At 67.7% G+C, this 17,552-nt stretch carries 20 protein-coding genes; 14 read left to right on the forward strand and 6 right to left on the reverse strand.

Annotation, left to right across the window (positions count from 1 at the left end; genetic code table 11):
• The 3 genes from ACNJ7E_RS08840 to ACNJ7E_RS08850 all read left to right on the forward strand — a co-directional run.
• A partial coding sequence (locus tag ACNJ7E_RS08840; RefSeq protein WP_418339637.1) for an acyl-CoA dehydrogenase family protein occupies positions 1-1,122 on the forward strand: 1,122 nt, incomplete at its 5' end.
• Positions 1,119-1,877 carry a 3-oxoacyl-ACP reductase FabG gene (fabG, locus tag ACNJ7E_RS08845; protein ID WP_280780419.1) on the forward strand — a complete coding sequence of 253 codons (759 nt, stop codon included), beginning with the start codon at positions 1,119-1,121 and terminating at the stop codon, positions 1,875-1,877. The genes ACNJ7E_RS08840 and fabG, both read left to right, overlap by 4 nt.
• 3 nt (positions 1,878-1,880) lie before the next feature.
• The gene (locus tag ACNJ7E_RS08850; RefSeq protein WP_280780418.1) at positions 1,881-2,870 is read left to right on the forward strand and encodes an NADPH:quinone oxidoreductase family protein; all 990 of its coding nucleotides are present in this window, start codon (positions 1,881-1,883) and stop codon (positions 2,868-2,870) included.
• On the opposite strand, the gene ACNJ7E_RS08855 is transcribed toward ACNJ7E_RS08850, so the two are convergent.
• Positions 2,867-3,325 carry an SRPBCC family protein gene (locus ACNJ7E_RS08855; protein ID WP_280780417.1) on the reverse strand — a complete coding sequence of 153 codons (459 nt, stop codon included), beginning with the start codon at positions 3,323-3,325 and terminating at the stop codon, positions 2,867-2,869. The genes ACNJ7E_RS08850 and ACNJ7E_RS08855 overlap by 4 nt on opposite strands.
• Before the next feature lie 119 nt (positions 3,326-3,444).
• Here ACNJ7E_RS08855 and ACNJ7E_RS08860 point away from each other — a divergent pair, with 119 nt between their 5' ends.
• The 4 genes from ACNJ7E_RS08860 to ACNJ7E_RS08875 all read left to right on the forward strand — a co-directional run bounded on the left by ACNJ7E_RS08860 (position 3,445) and on the right by ACNJ7E_RS08875 (position 7,132).
• The gene (locus ACNJ7E_RS08860) at positions 3,445-4,065 is read left to right on the forward strand and encodes a TetR/AcrR family transcriptional regulator (RefSeq protein WP_007296545.1); all 621 of its coding nucleotides are present in this window, start codon (positions 3,445-3,447) and stop codon (positions 4,063-4,065) included.
• Positions 4,066-4,164: 99 nt separating this feature from the next.
• Positions 4,165-5,376 carry an acyl-CoA dehydrogenase family protein gene (locus tag ACNJ7E_RS08865; RefSeq protein WP_009480718.1) on the forward strand — a complete coding sequence of 404 codons (1,212 nt, stop codon included), beginning with the start codon at positions 4,165-4,167 and terminating at the stop codon, positions 5,374-5,376.
• A complete protein-coding gene (locus tag ACNJ7E_RS08870; RefSeq protein ID WP_418339638.1) occupies positions 5,373-6,398 on the forward strand; it encodes a phosphotransferase family protein in 1,026 nt (341 codons plus the stop codon). The genes ACNJ7E_RS08865 and ACNJ7E_RS08870 overlap by 4 nt, the downstream gene beginning before the upstream one ends.
• Positions 6,395-7,132 (forward strand): SDR family NAD(P)-dependent oxidoreductase, encoded by a 738-nt coding sequence (locus tag ACNJ7E_RS08875; protein WP_317568258.1) that lies wholly within the window; start codon positions 6,395-6,397, stop codon positions 7,130-7,132. The genes ACNJ7E_RS08870 and ACNJ7E_RS08875 overlap by 4 nt, the downstream gene beginning before the upstream one ends.
• On the opposite strand, the gene ACNJ7E_RS08880 is transcribed toward ACNJ7E_RS08875, so the two are convergent.
• On the reverse strand, positions 7,120-7,680 hold the full coding sequence (locus ACNJ7E_RS08880; protein ID WP_280780415.1) for a ribulose 1,5-bisphosphate carboxylase large subunit: 561 nt from the start codon (positions 7,678-7,680) through the stop codon (positions 7,120-7,122). The genes ACNJ7E_RS08875 and ACNJ7E_RS08880 overlap by 13 nt on opposite strands.
• A gap of 94 nt (positions 7,681-7,774) precedes the next feature.
• Between ACNJ7E_RS08880 and ACNJ7E_RS08885 the strand changes: the two genes are divergently transcribed.
• The 6 genes from ACNJ7E_RS08885 to ACNJ7E_RS08910 are packed head-to-tail and all read left to right on the forward strand — an operon-like array spanning position 7,775 to position 11,585.
• On the forward strand, positions 7,775-8,281 hold the full coding sequence (locus ACNJ7E_RS08885; protein ID WP_418339639.1) for a methylated-DNA--[protein]-cysteine S-methyltransferase: 507 nt from the start codon (positions 7,775-7,777) through the stop codon (positions 8,279-8,281).
• Positions 8,278-8,769: an RNA polymerase sigma factor gene (locus ACNJ7E_RS08890; RefSeq protein ID WP_418339640.1), complete on the forward strand. Its 492-nt coding sequence runs from the start codon at positions 8,278-8,280 to the stop codon at positions 8,767-8,769. The genes ACNJ7E_RS08885 and ACNJ7E_RS08890 overlap by 4 nt, the downstream gene beginning before the upstream one ends.
• Positions 8,766-9,368 (forward strand): methylated-DNA--[protein]-cysteine S-methyltransferase, encoded by a 603-nt coding sequence (locus tag ACNJ7E_RS08895; protein ID WP_280780412.1) that lies wholly within the window; start codon positions 8,766-8,768, stop codon positions 9,366-9,368. Before ACNJ7E_RS08890 ends, ACNJ7E_RS08895 begins: the two co-directional genes overlap by 4 nt.
• Positions 9,365-10,075: a 2OG-Fe(II) oxygenase gene (locus ACNJ7E_RS08900; protein WP_280780411.1), complete on the forward strand. Its 711-nt coding sequence runs from the start codon at positions 9,365-9,367 to the stop codon at positions 10,073-10,075. The genes ACNJ7E_RS08895 and ACNJ7E_RS08900 overlap by 4 nt, the downstream gene beginning before the upstream one ends.
• Before the next feature lie 5 nt (positions 10,076-10,080).
• A complete protein-coding gene (locus tag ACNJ7E_RS08905; RefSeq protein WP_418339641.1) occupies positions 10,081-10,737 on the forward strand; it encodes an alpha-ketoglutarate-dependent dioxygenase AlkB family protein in 657 nt (218 codons plus the stop codon).
• Positions 10,734-11,585 carry a DNA-3-methyladenine glycosylase family protein gene (locus ACNJ7E_RS08910; RefSeq protein WP_418339642.1) on the forward strand — a complete coding sequence of 284 codons (852 nt, stop codon included), beginning with the start codon at positions 10,734-10,736 and terminating at the stop codon, positions 11,583-11,585. Before ACNJ7E_RS08905 ends, ACNJ7E_RS08910 begins: the two co-directional genes overlap by 4 nt.
• On the opposite strand, the gene ACNJ7E_RS08915 is transcribed toward ACNJ7E_RS08910, so the two are convergent.
• Both ACNJ7E_RS08915 and ACNJ7E_RS08920 read right to left on the reverse strand, forming a co-directional pair.
• Positions 11,582-13,804 carry an MMPL family transporter gene (locus tag ACNJ7E_RS08915; protein ID WP_418339643.1) on the reverse strand — a complete coding sequence of 741 codons (2,223 nt, stop codon included), beginning with the start codon at positions 13,802-13,804 and terminating at the stop codon, positions 11,582-11,584. The two genes, ACNJ7E_RS08910 and ACNJ7E_RS08915, sit on opposite strands and share 4 nt — an antisense overlap.
• Positions 13,805-13,887: 83 nt before the next feature.
• Complete coding sequence (locus ACNJ7E_RS08920) at positions 13,888-15,423, reverse strand: bifunctional 3'-5' exonuclease/DNA polymerase (RefSeq protein WP_418339660.1); 1,536 nt, start codon at positions 15,421-15,423, stop codon at positions 13,888-13,890.
• 122 nt (positions 15,424-15,545) lie between these two features.
• On the opposite strand from ACNJ7E_RS08920, the gene ACNJ7E_RS08925 reads away from it, so the two are divergent.
• Positions 15,546-15,755 (forward strand): hypothetical protein, encoded by a 210-nt coding sequence (locus tag ACNJ7E_RS08925; protein ID WP_054245510.1) that lies wholly within the window; start codon positions 15,546-15,548, stop codon positions 15,753-15,755.
• 1 nt (position 15,756) lies between these two features.
• Here the strand turns inward: ACNJ7E_RS08925 and ACNJ7E_RS08930 are convergent, their stop codons facing one another.
• Entirely contained in the window at positions 15,757-17,100 is a 1,344-nt protein-coding gene (locus ACNJ7E_RS08930; RefSeq protein ID WP_280780407.1) for a YhgE/Pip domain-containing protein, read from the reverse strand.
• A gap of 75 nt (positions 17,101-17,175) precedes the next feature.
• A complete protein-coding gene (locus ACNJ7E_RS08935) occupies positions 17,176-17,424 on the reverse strand; it encodes a phosphopantetheine-binding protein (protein ID WP_037205604.1) in 249 nt (82 codons plus the stop codon).
• Positions 17,425-17,552: the final 128 nt, after the last annotated feature.

Below are 17,552 nucleotides of genomic sequence, written 5' to 3' on the forward strand. Positions count from 1 at the left end.
GATCCGCATTTCCAGCCGCCGGTGTTGGAGGAGTTGAAGGCGGAGGCGCGGCGTCGGGGGTTGTGGAATCTGTTTCATCCGCATCCGGGGACGGGTGCGGGGTTGACGAATCTCGAGTATGCGCCGTTGGCGGAGATCATGGGGCGCAGTCATATTGCGTCGGAGGCGTGCAATTGCAATGCGCCGGATACGGGCAATATGGAGGTGCTCGAGTTGTTCGGTACGGCCGAGCACAAGGAGAAGTATCTGACGCCGTTGCTGGAGGGGACGATGGCGTCGGCGTTCGCGATGACGGAGCCGGCGGTGGCGAGTTCGGATGCGACGAATGTGGAGTTGTCGATGGTCCGGGACGGTGACGAGTATGTGCTGAACGGGCGGAAGTGGTTTGCGTCGAATGCGTTGCACCGTAATTGCCGGGTGTTGATCGTGATGGGGAAGACGGATCCGTCGGCGGCGCCGCATCGGCAGCAGTCGATGATGGTGGTGCCGATCGATGCGCCGGGGGTGACGGTGATGCGGGGGTTGCCGGTGTTCGGGTATCAGGATCGGGAGGGGCATGCGGAGATCGATTTCGCCGATGTTCGGGTGCCGGCCAAGGATGTGCTGAAGGGCGAGGGGGAGGGTTTCGCGATTTCGCAGGCGCGGTTGGGTCCGGGTCGGATTCACCATTGCATGCGGGCGATCGGGATGGCGGAGCGGGCGTTGGAGTTGATGTGTCGTCGGGCGTCGTCGCGGGTGACGTTCGGTAAGCCGGTCAGTGAGAATGCGAATGTTCAGGATTGGATTGCGGAGGCGCGGATCGAGATCGAGATGATTCGGTTGTTGACGCTGAAGGCGGCGTATCTGATGGATACGGTGGGGAACAAGGAGGCGCGGACGGAGATCGCGGCGATCAAGGTGGCGGCCCCGAATATTGCGTTGAAGATTGTGGATCGGGCGATTCAGGTGCACGGTGGAGCCGGCGTGACCGACGACTTCCCCCTCGCCATGATGTACGCCCATCTGAGGGCATTGCGTCTCGCGGACGGACCGGATGAGGTCCACAAGATGTCCATCGCGAGAAGAGAACTGCGTAAATACCGTACGAAGACCGAGAACAACCAGCATGGAGGAAACAAGTGAGCCAGGAACGTAGAACCGCCATCGTCACCGGATCGGCCCGGGGAATCGGCGCCGCCGTCGCGAAGCGGCTGGCAGGCGACGGCTACGCGGTCGCCGTCCTCGACCTCGACGAGTCCGCCTGCGCGGCAACCGTCGACGCGATCACGTCCGCCGGCGGCGAAGCGTTGGCCGTGGGCGCAAATGTCGCCGATGAGGCGTCGGTCGCCGCGGCGGTCGAGCGGGTGGCGACCGAACTGGGCGCCCCGACGATCCTGATCAACAATGCCGGGATCACCCGCGACAACCTGCTGTTCAAGATGACCGTCGACGACTGGGACGCGGTGATGAACGTGCACCTGCGCGGCGCGTTCCTGATGTCGCGGGCCGTGCAGAAGTACATGGTGGACGCCAAGTTCGGGCGCATCGTGAACCTCTCGAGCACCTCGGCGCTCGGTAACCGCGGGCAGGTCAACTACTCCGCCGCCAAGGCTGGCATGCAGGGCTTCACCAAGACGCTGGCATTCGAGCTCGGCAAGTTCGGGGTCACCGCGAACGCGATTGCGCCCGGCTTCATCGAGACCGAGATGACCGCCGCGACCGCCGAGCGGGTGGGTGTCGGCTTCGAGGACTTCAAGAAGGCGGCGGCGTCGCAGATCCCGGTGAACCGCGTCGGGCAGCCCGAGGACATCGCGCACACCGCATCGTTCTTCGTAAGCGAGGGCGCCGGATTCGTGTCGGGTCAGGTCGTCTACGTCGCCGGTGGACCGAAGGACTGATCGATGAAGGCGTGGCGTGTACACGAATTGGGGCAGCCGAGGGACGTTCTGACGTTCGAGGACGTCCCCGACCTCGAACCGAAGCCCGGCGAGTTGCTGGTCAAGGTGCTCTCGGCGGCCGCGAACTTCCCGGATGTGCTGTTGTGCCGCGGCGAGTACCAGATCAAGCCGCCGCTTCCGTTCACTCCCGGTGTGGAGCTGTGCGGCGAGGTGGTGGGCCTGGGGGAGGGTGTCACCGAGTTCGCTGTCGGCGACCGGGTGATCGGCATGCCGAGCCTGCCGAACGGCGGGTTCGCCGAGCTGGCCGTCATGTCCTCGGCCACCGCGTTCCCCGCTCCGGAGGCCCTCGACGACGCCGAGGCGTCGGCGCTGTCGATCGGGTACCAGACGGGATGGTTTGCGCTGCACCGCAGGACGCAGATCCAGCCCGGCGAAACGCTGCTCGTGCAGGCTGCGGCAGGCGGAGTGGGCAGCGCGGCCGTGCAGCTGGGTAAGGCGGCAGGCGCCAAGGTGATCGGCGTCGTCGGCGGGCCCGAGAAGGCGGCATATACGCGGGAACTCGGTGCCGACCTCGTGATCGATCGGCACAGCGAGGACTTCGTCCAGGCCGTGAAGGACTTCACGGACGGCCGCGGTGCCGACGTCGTGTTCGATCCGGTGGGCGGCGACTCCTACACGAAGTCGACCAAGTGCATCGCGTTCGAGGGTCGCATCATCGTGATCGGATTCGCGAGTGGCACCATCCCGTCGCCCGGGCTGAACCATGCGCTGATCAAGAACTACTCGATCATCGGGCTGCACTGGGGGCTGTACAACGCCTACAACCCCGCTGCGATCCGGGAGTGCCACGACGAGCTGACGAGGATGGCCGCGGCCGGTGAGATCAAGCCGATGATCAGCGAGCGGCTCGGACTCACCGACGTCGCGGACGGCATCGCGAGACTCGGCGAGGGGACAACGGTCGGACGGCTGGCTTTCCTGCCCGGACGCTAGCGGTTGCGCTTCGCGTACAGCTCCTCGAGGTTGTGCCGCAAGGTCACCTCGGTGTTCTTCACGGCCGTTTCGACGAACGGTTCGACGATGAGACCGAGGGCCTTGCCGGCGAGACCGCCGGGGAGTTTGTACGCGAAGTCCACGCTGATCTCGGTCTTGTCCTCACCGTTTGCGGTGAACTCCCAGGTCGAGGAGTTGGCGGCGCCGTCGAGCGACGCCAGGGTGATGACCCGGTCCTGCTCCCACTCGGTGACCTCGAGCCGCGACCGCAGGGTGCTGGGGCCGATGTGGATCGCGGCGTCGAAGGTCGACTCCATCCCCTGGTCGAATTCCCCGATCGGACGGAACTCCGAGACTCCGAACATCCAGTCGGGGACCGTCCGGTAATCGTCGATGTACGCGAACGCCACGTGGATGGGGACGGCTGCGATCGCGGAGTGACGGACGTGGATCATCAGGTGGTCCCTGGCTCTCTGTCGGAGAAGGCTGTCGATCTGGGCGACCTCGTTCGACTCTAGTCAACTCCCGCGACCGCAGCAGGGGAGCGGCGGGTGCCTGTTCTACCGTAGGACCCATGACGGTAGAGGGCACCCAGCGCGGCAGTTCCTGGCGTGAGTACACCGACCAAGGCTTGTCCAAGGTTCTGGCCGCGGCGCTGGCGGCGTTTGTCGAGAAGGGGTACGACGGCGCGTCGATCCGTGAGATCGCTTCCCGCGCCGGTCTGTCGGTCCCCGGTCTCTATCACCACTACCCCTCCAAGCAGGCGCTGCTGGTGGGGTTGACGAACGCGGTGATGCGCGAACTCCTCGATCGTAGCCACGCGGCGGTGGCTGAGGCGGGTCCGACACCGGGCGAGCGGTTCGACGCGGTCATCGAGTCGTTGCTGCGGTTCCACATGTACCGGCGTGAACAGGCGTTCGTCGCGTCCCGGGAGACGCGGAGCATGGAACCGGAGAGCCGGAAGGCGTACATCGCGCTGCGCGACGAGCAGCAGGAGATGCTGGACGACATCGTCCGCGAGGGGGTGGCGGCCGGGCTGTTCCGGACACCGTTCCCGGAGGACGCGAGCCGTGCCGTCGTCACGATGTGCGTCGCGGTGTCCACCTGGTACCGGGAGGACGGGCCGCTGTCGCCCGACGAACTGGTCGAGCGGTACCTGGCGATCGCGAGGAGCACGGTCGGCGCGTCCGACTGAGTCTTGACCGGCCTTCGAAGGTGTGGAATTGTCGGGGACGACTTCGACCGAGCGAGTGATCGGTCGGTACTGGAGTCGTCGTACTGACTGGAGGTAGTTGTGGCGATCGATCTGTCCTACGCACCCGGGGTGACCGCGCTCGTCGAGAAGACCGAGGCGTTCATCCGCGAAGTCGTGCTGCCCATCGAGGACGAGCACGGCGGCGACATCACAGCTGCTGGTGGCGACACCCTGCGCGTGGAGCTGCAGAAGGCAGCCAAGGACGCCGGAGTCTTCGCCCCGCACGCACCTGTCGAGTACGGCGGGCACGGCCTGAACATGACCGATCGCGCGCCCGTCTTCGAGGCTGCGGGCTATTCGCTGTTCGGTCCGACGGCCCTGAACATCGGGGCACCCGACGAAGGCAACGTCCACATGCTCGCGCACATCGCCAGCCCCGAGCAGAAGGAGCGGTTCCTCGCCCCGCTGGCGCACGGCGACATGCGGTCGGCGTTCGCCATGACCGAGCCGTCACCCGGAGCCGGCTCGGACCCCTCGGCGCTGACCACGCGCGCCGAAAAGGTGCCGGGCGGGTGGAAGATCAACGGCCACAAGTACTTCATCACCGGCGCCGACGGCGCGGGATTCTTCATCATCTTCGCCCGCACGTCCGGCGTGCCCGGCGACCGCGGCGGCGCCACGATGTTCCTCACACCGGCCGACGCCGACGGGCTGAGGGTGGGCCGCCACATCGACACCCTCGACCGGGCGATGATCGGTGGGCACTGCGAGGTGTTCTTCGACGACCTGTTCGTCCCCGACAGCGGGGTTCTCGGCGAGGTGGACCAGGGATTCGCCTACGCCCAGGTCCGGCTCGGGCCCGCCCGGATGACACACGTCATGCGTTGGCTCGGTGCGGCGCGCCGCGGCCACGACGTCGCCGTGGCACACGTCGCGCAGCGTGACGGTTTCGGAGGCAAGCTGGGCGATCTGGGCATGGTCCAGAAGATGGTCGCAGACAACGAGATCGACATCGCCGCCAGCCGGGCACTGTTGACGCGGGCGTGCTGGGAACTCGATCAGGGCGGCCACGCGAGCAACTCCACGTCCATCGCCAAGACCTACGCGTCCGAGGCCATCTTCCGCATCGTCGACCGCTCGATCCAGATGTGCGGCGGTCTCGGCGTGTCCGGCGACCTGCCCCTCGCCCGGCTGTCCCGCGAGGTGCGACCGTTCCGCGTCTACGACGGACCGTCCGAGGTGCACCGCTGGGCCATCGCCAAGCGTGTCGTGGGTGCCGCGAAAAAGGCCGCGCGGGAGGCGGGCGCATGAGCGAACATCGGGGGCTCGATCTCGTTGCGCTGCAAAAGTTCCTGACCGCGTCGGACGTTCCTCTCGACGGCGAATTGCGGGCCGACCTGATCGCCGGCGGCAAGTCCAACCTCACCTACGCCATCTTCGACGACTCCTCGCGGTGGGTGCTGCGAAGGCCGCCCACCGCGGGGCTCACACCCTCGGCGCACGACGTGGCCCGCGAGTTCCGCATCACCTCGGCCCTGCAGGGCACCGACGTCCCGGTGGCCGCCACCGTCGCACTGTGCGAGGACGACTGTGTGATGGGCGCGCCGTTCACCGTGGTGGAACACGTGACGGGCCAGGTGATCCGGACCAAGTCGGATCTCGAGGCGCTGTCCGGCGACGACATCGACTCGTGCACCGACGAACTGGTCCGTGTGCTCGGCGCGTTGCACAACGTCGACTACGACGCCGTCGGCCTGGGCGAGCTCGGCCGCCCGGACGGGTACGTGGCCCGGCAGGTCACATTGTGGGCGAGCCAGTGGGGGCGGGTGAAGACGACGGACTCCGCGGACGTCGACCGCCTGCATGCCGCGCTCGTCGAATCGATTCCGCAGCAGTCGGAGTCGGCGATCGTGCACGGCGACTACCGCATCGACAACACCATCCTCGCGTCCGGCGACGTGAGCACCGTCGCGGCGGTCGTGGACTGGGAACTGTCGACCCTCGGCGACCCGCTCACCGACGTCGCCCTGATGTGCGTCTACCGGCATCCGGCTCTCGACCTGGTGCTCGGCGAACCGGCGGCCTGGACGAGCCCGCGACTGCCGTCGGCCGACGACCTCGCGCAGCGCTACACCGTGGCCTCGGGGCGCGAACTGGTCCACTGGAACTTCTACCTGGCGCTCGCGAACTTCAAACTCGCCGTCATCGCCGAGGGCATCAACCACCGCTACCGTGTCGGTGCCACCGTCGGAGAGGGTTTCGACAAGGCAGGCGACGCGGTGCCCGAATTCGTCGCGGCCGGCCTGCGCGCCCTGAAAGGACAGACCGTATGAGTCGCACCGCACTGATCACCGGCGCCTCACGTGGCATCGGACTCGGCATCGCCACCCGTCTCGCCGAACAGGGGTACGGGCTGACGATCACCGCCCGCGATCGCGATCGGCTCGAGTCCGTGGCCGCCGACCTGCGGACCGCGGGCGCGAAGGAGGTCGTCGCGGTCGCGGGTGACCTCGCCGACGAGGAATCCGCGGGACGCGTCGTCGAGGCGCACGCCGACGCGTTCGGGTCGCTCAACGCGCTGGTACTCAATGCCGGGGTCGGAACCGCGGGCCCCATCGGCGAGTTCCCCATGCGCCGATTCGACAAGAGCCTCGGAGTCAACCTGCGGGCGCCGTTCAGCCTGCTGCAGCAGTCGCTGCCGCTGCTCCGGACCGGTGCGGCGGAGAACCCGGGGCGCGGGTCCAAGGTCGTGGCCCTGGCATCGATCACCGGCGTGTACGCCGAGGCAGGGCTCGCCGTCTACGGCGCGACCAAGGCCGCCCTGATCTCCCTGACCGAGACGCTGAACGTCGAGGAGTCGGGCAACGGCGTCTCCGCGACCGCGCTCGCCCCCGCGTACGTCGACACCGACATGTCCGCGTGGATCCACGACACGATCCCGCCCGAAGCGATGATCGAGGTCAACGACATCGTCGAACTCGTCGACGCCCTGCTGCGGCTGTCGTCGCGTGCGGTGGTCCCGAAGATCGTCGTGGGACGCGCCGGAACGGACGGCTACCGCGCGTAGTCCTCGTCCTCCTGGGCCTCGCCGCGCTTGCGGAAGAACTTGAACCCGGGGACGCCCTGGATCGCCTGGCGCACGCCCTGGACCTCCTCGAGGAGTTGGTGGATCTCCGGCGACACGGTGTCCAGGGTCGCCAGGATCGGCATCAGCCCCTCCATGCGCAGGGTCAGCTCGGGCAGGTGGTCCACCAACCCGATCGCGGCGTGAATCTCCTCCTCGGTGAGGTCGTCGACGAACCGCTGCGCCAGTGGGGCGGCCTTCGTCGCGAGCGGCTCGTACAGACTGATCAGCGTCTGTGCCGACGCGGATGTGTGCCCTGCCGTGGCGACCACGGTTGCCGCCGATTCCGCAACCGCGTTCGCCCTCGCCACCGCGATCTCGGCGCCGTCGCTGATCGCCTCGATGCGGGAAATCAGCTCCTCGACCTGATCCAGGAGGGTGCCGATCCGGCCGGGAAGAGAGACGACGAGTTCAGCGGTATCCGCCGACCACCGGACGATCCCGGTGACGGTACGCACCAGGTCGCGGGTGCCGAGTTGTACGAGAGCCATCGGCCCATCCTGCCTGATGCCTTTCGCACCTCACGTTTCGGTCGTGACAGACGTCTACCTTTCAGGGGCCCGTACACCTGGAAGGATTGGCACCGTGAATGCCGACCGAGCAGCACACACAGTCATCGATTCACCGATCGGCCCCCTGACGCTGGTGAGCGTCTACGGGGTGCTGAGCGGCATCTACATGGTCGAACACCGGCACCAGCCCAATCCCGCGACGTTCGGGGAACGCGACACCGCAGATTTCGACGAGGCCATCACCCAGCTCACCGAATACTTCGACGGCAAGCGCACCGAGTTCACCGTGCCGCTCGCCGCGCGAGGCACCCCGTTCCAGCAACGCGTGTGGGACGCCCTGCGCACCATCCCGTACGGCGAGACGTGGACGTACGGTCAGCTGGCCGACTCCCTCGGCACCCCGACCGCGATTCGCGCGGTGGCGGCGGCGAACGGCAGAAATCCGATCAGCATCATCGTTCCGTGCCACCGCGTCATCGGGAGCAACGGCAGCCTGACGGGGTACGCGGGCGGGCTCGACCGCAAACGGTTCCTGCTCGAACGCGAAGCGGAACGGGCGGGACTCCGGCTGAGCCGATGACCCTGAAACCGTTCGAAGACGTCGTGGCCGAGCACGGCCCGACGGTGCTGCGGGTCTGCCGGGCCGTGGTCGGCCCGGTGGACGCCGAGGACGCCTGGTCGGAGACGTTCATCGCCGCGATGCGGGCGTACCCCGACCTGCGTCCCGGGAGCAACATCGAGGCGTGGCTGGTGACGATCGCGCACCGGAAAGCGCTCGACCACATACGTGCGCGTGACCGACGGCCCGTCCCCACCGACGAGCTTCCCGAGCAGACCACCGACCGCGGACTTCCCGGCGGTCACGACCCCGAGTTGTGGAACGCGGTCGGCTCCCTGCCGATGAAGCAACGGGCTGCGGTGGCGTATCACTACCTGGCCGGGCTGCCGTACACCGAGATCGCGGTGATCCTCGGCAACTCCCCGGACGCGTCGCGGCGGGCGGCGGCCGACGGCATTGCGGCGCTACGCAAGACCCTCTCGATCTCTGTGAGTGGAGACATCACATGAACATCCCCGACATCGTCTACGCCCTGTCCACGTCGGACTCCGCGGTCGAGCAGAAACTGCGTGAGCGGCTCGCCGCCCTCGCCGCCGAGGCAGGTCTCCTCGACGTCGCGTACCGGACACTCGACACCCCCGTCGGTTCGCTTCTGCTCGCCGCCACCGATCGCGGGCTGGTGCGGGTCGCCTTCCCCAACCAGGATCACGACGCCGTACTACAGACCCTCGCCGAGCAGATCAGTCCCCGGATCCTGCGCGCACCCGCCCGGCTCGACAGGGTGGCCCACGAGATCGACGAATACTTCCTCGGTGAGCGCACGAGCTTCGACATCCCGCTGGATTTCAGGCTGTCCAAGGGATTTCGGCTCGAGGTTCTCCATCATCTTCCCGAGATCGATTACGGGCACACCACGAGTTACGCCGCGGTCGCGGCGGCCGCGGGCAGTCCGAAAGCAGTGCGCGCGGTCGGAACCGCCTGCGCCCTCAACCCGCTCCCGGTCGTGGTTCCCTGCCACCGGGTGGTCCGCAGCGACGGCAGCATGGGGCAGTATGCGGGTGGGCCGGAGGCCAAGTCGATCCTGCTGACTTTGGAGGCAGCGGCATGACAACCTTGACGCAACGCGTGAACGATCTGGATTGGCACGGTCTTCACGCCGAGACCGATGCCGCCGGATGCGCGCAATCGGAGCAGATCCTGACTGCCGAGGAGTGCGCACAGATCGCGGACATGTACGGGGAGGTCGAGCGTTTCCGGTCCACCGTCGACATGGCCCGGCACCGTTTCGGCTCGGGACAGTACCGGTACTTCGACTACCCCCTACCGGAGGTCGTGGCCGAACTCCGTGCCGCCTTCTACCCGAAACTGCTTCCCGTGGCACGGGACTGGGCCGCCAAGCTGAGGAATCCCTCGCCGTGGCCGGACACCCTCGGCGAATGGTTGGACATGTGCCACGACGCCGGCCAGAAACGGGCGACACCCATCTTGCTCAGCTATCGCGCGAACGACTGGAACGCCCTGCACCGTGACCTCTACGGTGACCTCGTGTTCCCGTTGCAGGTGGTGTTCGGCCTCGACCGTCCGGGAGTGGACCACGAGGGCGGGGAGTTCATGCTCGTCGAGCAGCGGCCCCGCGCCCAGTCCCGGGGCACAGTGACGACGCTGCGGCAGGGGCACGCGCTGATCTTCACCACCAGGGACAGACCCGTGCGCTCGACCCGCGGTTGGTCGACCGGACCGGTACGGCACGGTGTCAGCACCGTTCGGCGCGGCACCCGCCGGACCCTCGGCCTGGTCCTCCACGACGCCGAGTGACCGTGATGTCCGCCTTGATACCCCGCCCCCGAACCGAGGTGGCGCCCGGCGCCGTCCACGTCCCCGATTGGCTCACGCCGGCCGAGCAACGCCACCTGGTGGCCGAATGCCGGCGCTGGGCCACCGCACCAGTCCCGATGCGGGCCGCACAACTGCCGACGGGGCACCGCATGTCGGTGCAGACGGTGCGCCTCGGCTGGCACTGGAAGCCGTATTCCTACTCGCGCACAGCCGAGGACGCGGGCGGTGGCCGCGTGGCGCCGGTGCCCGACTGGCTGGTCGAACTTGGCCGGCGGGCGGTGAGTGAGGCCTACGGGCAGCCCGCCGACGCGTACACACCCGATGCCGCGCTGATCAACTTCTACGACGACACCGCGAAGATGGGCATGCACCAGGACAAGGAGGAGCGGTCCGATGCGGCCGTCGTGTCGTTGAGCATCGGCGACACGTGCACATTCCGCTTCGGCAACACCACCACCCGCACCAAGCCGTACACCGATGTCGAGTTGCTGTCGGGCGACCTCTTCGTCTTCGGTGGCGAGTCGCGGTTCGCGTATCACGGAGTGCCGAAAGTGTTTCCCGGCACGAGCGATCCGGACTGCGGACTGACAACGGGCCGACTGAACATCACGCTGCGGGTGACGGGACTCGAGGACACATGAGAGTGCAACTGCCGTACCGGGGTCCGTTCACCCATGCGCCGTTGTGGGGCGCGCTCCGCGCCCACACCGTGTCCGGGCTCGAGCGACACGACCCCGACGGAACCCACACCCGGGTGGTGAACGGTCCGCACGGGCCCGCGCTCGTGTCCGTCGTCGTCCGTCCCGCCGACGGGGACGTCGAGGCGCACCTGACACCGGCGGATCCCGGAGACGCCGAAGCTGTCACCGCCGCGGTCCGGCGCTGGCTCGACCTCGACGCGGATCCGCTGCCGATCGACGCCGCGTTGAGCCGTCACCCACAACTGGCTCCGCTGGTGGCGCTGCGTCCGGGTCTGCGGCGTCTGGGGAGCGTGGACGGATTCGAGACGGCGGTTCTGACCGTTCTCGGACAACAGGTTTCGCTGGCGGCAGCCCGGACGTTCGGCAGCCGGCTCGTGTCCGCGTACGGCCGGCCGGTCCACGACGGATTCTTCGCGTTCCCCGAACCGGAGACGCTCGCGGCGCTCTCACCCGAACAGTTGCGCTCGACCCTCGGCCTCACCGGCGCCCGGGCCAGGACGGTGCTCGCGCTGGCCGAGGCCGCGTCCGACGGTCTGCGTCTCGGCGCGGACACCGACCCGGCCGAATTCCGGGCCGGTCTGCTCGCACTGCCCGGAATCGGTCCGTGGACGGCGGACTATCTGACGGTGCGGGTGCTGGCCGACCCGGACGCGTTCACACCCGACGATCTCGTCCTCAAACGCGCGCTGGGGGTCAGGACCGGCAGGCAGGCAGCGGAACTCGCCGAGCAGTGGCGTCCGTGGCGGGCCTACGCGCTGTTCCACCTGTGGACGGAGGAAGCCTATTAGTCCTTGGCCTTTGCCAGCGCCGACGGCCACCAGATCTTCTTGCCGATGTCGTGGGAGAGCGCCGGGACGAGGATGCTGCGCACGATGATCGTGTCGAGCAGCACGCCGAACGCGACGGCGAAGCCGACCTCGGCGAGGAACACCAGGGGCAGCACACCCAGCACCGCGAACGTCGCGGCGAGTACGACACCGGCCGACGTGATGACGCCACCGGTCACCGCCAGCCCCCGCAGCACACCGGATTTGGTGCCGTGTTCCTCGGTTTCCTCGCGGACCCGGGTCATCAGGAAGATGTTGTAGTCGATGCCGAGCGCCACGAGGAACACGAACGCGAACAGGGGAAACGCCGGATCTGCGTTCGCGAAATGGAAGACGTGGGTGAAGAAGAGTCCGCACACCCCGAGGGTGGCTGCGAACGACAGGACCACGGTGGCGATGAGGATGATGGGCGTGAGCAGGGCGCGGAGCAGGAGGGCCAGCACAACGAAGATGACGACGAGAACGATCGGGATGATCAGGTTCCGGTCGTGCACCGACGCCGTCTGCACGTCGAGCGTCGTTGCCGTGCTGCCGCCGACGAGAGCATCGGCACCGGGTACGGCGTGCGCCGCGTCGCGCAGTCGCTTCACCGTCTCGAGGGCTTCCGGGGAATCGTACGAGTCGGCGAGCGTCACGTTGACGACCATGCGCCCGTCGATCGGTGCGGCCGTGAGGAAATCGGGTGCGCACCCCTGCCCGGCGGCCGAGGCCACCGCGGCCGGGTTGGACTTGACGAGTGCAGACAGCTTCTCGACATCGACCTGCGGGCACACCGCGCCGGGATCCGTCGACACCCCGTCCACACCGCTCACGGCCGCGATGACCGCCTCCGTCTGATCGGCATTGGTGACGATGACGGCGGGCGCGCCGGCGCCCGGATCGAACTTGGAGTCGTACAACTCCTGACCGACGACGGCGTCGGGCCGGTTGGTGAAGTTCTCCGACGACGACAGTCCGTCCGTCTTCAGACTGCCGATGCCGACCAGGAACAGCACGGCCAGCAGCACCGTCGTACCGATCCAGAGGGGACGGTCCTTGCTCCCGACCTGGGCGGCGATCCTGCCCCACAGACCGTGCGTGGTGAGGTCTGTGGCCTCGTCCACCCTCGGTTTCCGCGGCCAGAACACCCACCGCCCCGCCGCGGACAGCGCGACGGGCAGGAACGTCATCATCACGAGGTACGTGCACGCGATGCCGATCGCGGCGACCGGCCCGAGACTCTTGTTGGAGTTCAGTTCGGAGAACGTCAGGCACAGCAGACCGAGGATGACGGTGACCGCCGACGCCGTGATGGCGGGGGCGGATTCCTTCCACGCCTTGATCATGGCGTCGAACCGGCTGGGATAGAAGTGCAGTTCTTCCCTATATCGGGAGATCAGGAGGAGCGCATAGTCGGTGCCCGCACCGATCACGAGGACGAACAGGATGCCCTGACTCTGTCCGGTGAGGGTGAGCACCTCCGCCTTGGCGAGGAAGTAGATGACCATCGACGCCAGGCCGAGCGCGAGGAGCGCCGAGAAGAGCGGGAAGAACCACAGCACCGGGGAGCGGTAGACCACCAGCAGGATCAGGACGACCACGAGCAGCGCGGCGCCCAGCAGTGCACCGTCGAGTCCGGCGAACGCGTCGATGAACGCCACCAGCAGGCCACCGGGACCGGCAGGAAGCACCTCGAGCCCGGCGGCCGCGTTCTTCGCGGCGGTGAGGACGTTCTCCTCGGTGGCGGCGAGCACATCGCCGGCGACCGCCGTGCCGTCCTCCTTCGCGACGAGGGGAACGAAGATCGATGCCGTGGTGCCGTCCTGGGAGAACTGTGTCTGGGCCATGCCTTCGGCGTCGACTCCGTCGACTGCCGCGATGGCGTCACGCGCCTGGGCGATCGCGGCCTTGTCCTGCTCGGTGAGCGGGGAGTCGCTGTGGAACAGCACGAATCCGGGGATGGTTTCGACGGTGAGGAACTTGGACGATTCGTTGGTGACGATCGTCGATTCGGCGGAACTCGACAGGTAGGCGGCGTTGTCGTTCTTCTGGACCTCGGTGAGCTTTCCCTGGAAGGAACCCCCGAATCCACCCGCGAAGAACGCGATGATGGCGATGGCCACGATGGTGAACGCAGGCCAGCGGTATCTGCGCGGCGTCTCGCCGCTGGTGCTCGAGTCCGTCGAATCCAACTTCGTCATGGGTTCTCCTTCGCCGCCCCCGCCAGCAGTGCGTCCCAGTACACCATGTCGAGCGCACCCGCGACACCGGAAATCCGCGCGGGTCAGGCCTCGTCGGAGGTTTCGGCGTAGCAGTCCCGCACCGCCACATCCATCGGGAACCGCACCCGCGTCTCGCCGAACAGCAACCGGGTGGCTACCTCGACTGCGCCCAGAACGTGCCGCGTCGCCGAGTCGGGGTCCCGGGTATGCACCATCACCTCGTCGTGCTGGAAGAAGACGAGTTCGCTGTCCGGGTCGTCGGCCAGCCGGCGCCGCAGGTCCGCGAGCACGCACAGTGCCCACTCGGCTGCCGTGGCCTGTACCACGAAGTTTCGGGTGAACCGGCCGCGTGACCGGGCGTCGCCGTGCGACCAGAAATCGGGCGACGGGGGTGGGCACGCCCGGCCGAGCCACGAGTGCACGACCTCGCCGCGTTCACCGGCACGGGCCGCCCTTTCCACATATTCGACGGCGACGGGAAAGCGGGTGCGCAGCAGGGTGAGCAGCGAACGGGCCTCGCCCGCGGTGGCGCCGTACAGAACACCGAGGATCGCGACCTTGGCCTTGCCGCGGTCGCCGTCGAACGTCTCCGCCGCGACCGGTGCATACAGGTCGTCGGCGCCCGCCGCGGCGACCATGCGGGCGTCACCCGACATGGCGGCCAGGATGCGGGGTTCGAGTTGGCCGGCGTCGGCGATGACGAACGTATGACCCGGGTCGGCGATCACGCTCGACCGCAGCGGTTTCGGAATCTGCAGTGCGCCGCCGCCCCGGCTCGACCAGCGGCCGGACACCACGCCGCCGGGAACGTAGACGGGCCGGAACCGGTCGTCGTGGACCCAACTGTCCAGCCACTGCCAGCCGTTCGTGCTGAACAGCTTGGACAGATCGCGGTGGCGCAGCAGCAGCGGCACGGCGGGATGATCGACCTCGCGGAGCAGGTGTTTGCGGGTCGACGCGAGTTCGATGCCCTCACGGCGAAACGCGTCGACCACCTCGACGTGGGACGCCGGGTTGATGCGACGGCCGAACGCCGACCCGATCTCCACGGTCACGTCCTGGATGCGCTGAGGCAGGTCGTACCCGGCAGGCCGCGGCCCGAGCGCCGCCTCGAGGAAGGCGCGATGGGTACGGGTGGAGAACGGCAGGCCGTCGACACTCATCTCCGCGGCGGCCAGCGCGCCCGCGGACTCGGCCGCCACCAGCAGGTCGAGCCGTGCATCGTCACCGATCGTCTTCCGCTGTTCCGCGAAGTCCGCCACCACTTGCGCCGGATCCGTGGTGGGTGCGGTCTCGAACAGTCCGGGGCGTTCGTCGACGGGTTCGTCCGGCGGCGGCGCGGGAACACCGTCGCGCATGCTGAGGATGGCGTGGGTGAGCGCGAGGTCCTGGCAGCGCTGCACCCGCACCCCCGCCTTCAGCAGCGCCGGATAGACGGCCGCGGTACTCGTCCAGACCCAGCGGGGGTGTTCGGTCGCCTCGATGTCGCGGACCGCGGCCACGGCGTCGGAGTGTCGACGTGGGGACTCGACCGGAACGCCCGTGGGATCGGTGCGAACGGTCGTCGCGCCACCGTCGGCATCGGGAACCAGGACCATTCTCACGGGCCCAGTCTGCTCTGCGTCACCGACAGTCGATAATCCGCCGCCGGACGAGGGCAAATCCGCAGGTCGGCACTACACTGAACGCAGACGCTTCTCGCCGGAAGGAGGGGCATCCGATGGCAACCATCGAAGAGTTCGAGCAGACGGTGACCGACAAGGTGATCGCCGGACTGCACGACAAGTTCGCCGACTACGAGCGCCGCGGAGTCGGACTCGCCGAACTCGGCGACCCCGATCGGTTCGTCGAACGGATCCTGGCGGCAGTGCCCGCCCCGCATCCCTGGTACGAACAGTTCGGCGCGGCCTGGTCGTCCGCGCCCGCGTGACTCACGCCCCGGCTGCGTCCACCGGTTCGGGTTCGGTCTGCGCCTTGTGGCGGCGATGCAAGCCCTTGCGGTCGTAGAACCGGGTGATGACGGCACCGAAGACGAGGCCGATGAGGAGGCCGGCGAGGGTCATCCACACGGCGTGGATGAGCCCCGCGTCGCCCGCCGCGCCGAAGAACATGATGGCGCGCACCCCGATGTAGATCTGGTGCATCGGTTCGAACTCACCGAGCCAGGTGTACAGGCGCGGCGCCGCCTCGAGCGGGATCGTGCCGCCCGACGAAGGCAGCGCCAGGACGACGAACACCAGCAGGTTGATGAGCAGGCCCAGGTTGCCGAACGCGGCCATCACGGACATCGCGGTGATCCCGACCGCGGCGATCGCGAAGGCGCCGTATTCCCACAGGGCGAGCGGGTCGGTGATCGGCAGGCCGAGGGCGGAGCTGATCCACAGGTACAGACCCGACACGATCATCGCCAGCACAACCATCACCGCCCACTTGATGAGCAGGGTGTTGAACCGTGAGATCGGGACCGCCTCGTTGTGGAGGTACAGCGGCCCCACCTCGGTCGGGGTGAACCCGAGCATGCCGTCGATGAGGGTGCTCGCGATGGTCGCACCGGTGAAACCGGCCAGGACGATCAGGAGCGCGTAGTAGAACGCCGCCAAGCCGAAACCGGTGCCGTCGGGCAGCGGGTTGTGGGCCACCACCCGCACGTCGATGGGGTCGTCGAGGACGAGCCGGCTGGCCCCCGACAGCTGGAGGTCGGGGGCTGTCGCCTGGAGTTGCTGCGTCACCTGGGTGGTGAGCTGCTCGCCCATCGTCTGATTGGCCTTGTCCAACGCCATCTCCCCGATGTTCTGGACGAGGTTCGCGCTGATCGTGCCCGCGCGGGGGTTCGTGTAGATCGTGATCACCGGACGTTCGACGTCTCCGGGAATCACGCCGGCCTGGGCGAGGATGAAGGTGCGCTTCGTGAAGTCGCTCGGTATGACGATCGCACCGTAGATTTCCCCGTTGTCCAGTGCGGACTGGGCCTGCGCGATCCCGATCTGCCGAAGTTCGACCTTGTTCGGATCGACACCCTCGACGAGCCCGGCGGTGATCTGGTCGCCGAAATTCTGCTGCTGCGGCGGGTTGGAATTGGGCGTGGTGTCGCCCTCGTCCTGATTGACGAGCGCGATGGGGAAGTGGTTGAGGTGTGTGGTGGGGTTGAGCATCCCACCCATGTACAGCGCGGCCAGCAGGGACATGACGACGGAGACGAGGAGCAGGGGAGCGATCCAGAACCGTGGTGTCCGGAGCACGCTCATCCTGCCTGCACCGCTGGTTTCGTGAGCCATGTCCCCTCGCATCCTCCCGTGTCCGGGCCGACCCTGGGATCGACCAGCCGGATCAAGAGTAGGTGGTGGGACCGCTCAGCGTGCTGCCGTCACCTCGAACCACGCGTCGAGTGTCGGCTCGCCGACGAGGTCCACGAGATCCACCTGCACACCGTCCGCCCGCCATCGTTCGACCAGCGCCATCACGCGCACGGAGTCCATCCCCTCGTCGAGGAGGTTCGCGGAATCGTCGATCTCGGCGACCGGGACGTCGAGCACGTCGGCTACGTCGGCGCGGATTCGGTCGCGGGTCGGAACTGTGCTGGGAGCGGAACTCACTATCATCCTCCGGTGCGTCGGTCGAACCACGGCCCGTTGAGCCGGTTCGACGACATGGGGTAGGTTGCTGGGTTAGTGAAGCCTAAGCATAGTTGCTCTCCGCGCGAACGGCGAAACGGAGAGCTGTTGCAACC

This window comes from Rhodococcus mengyinensis, from assembly GCF_048381435.1.
Taxonomy (GTDB): Bacteria; Actinomycetota; Actinomycetes; order Mycobacteriales; family Mycobacteriaceae; genus Rhodococcus_F; species Rhodococcus_F opacus_D.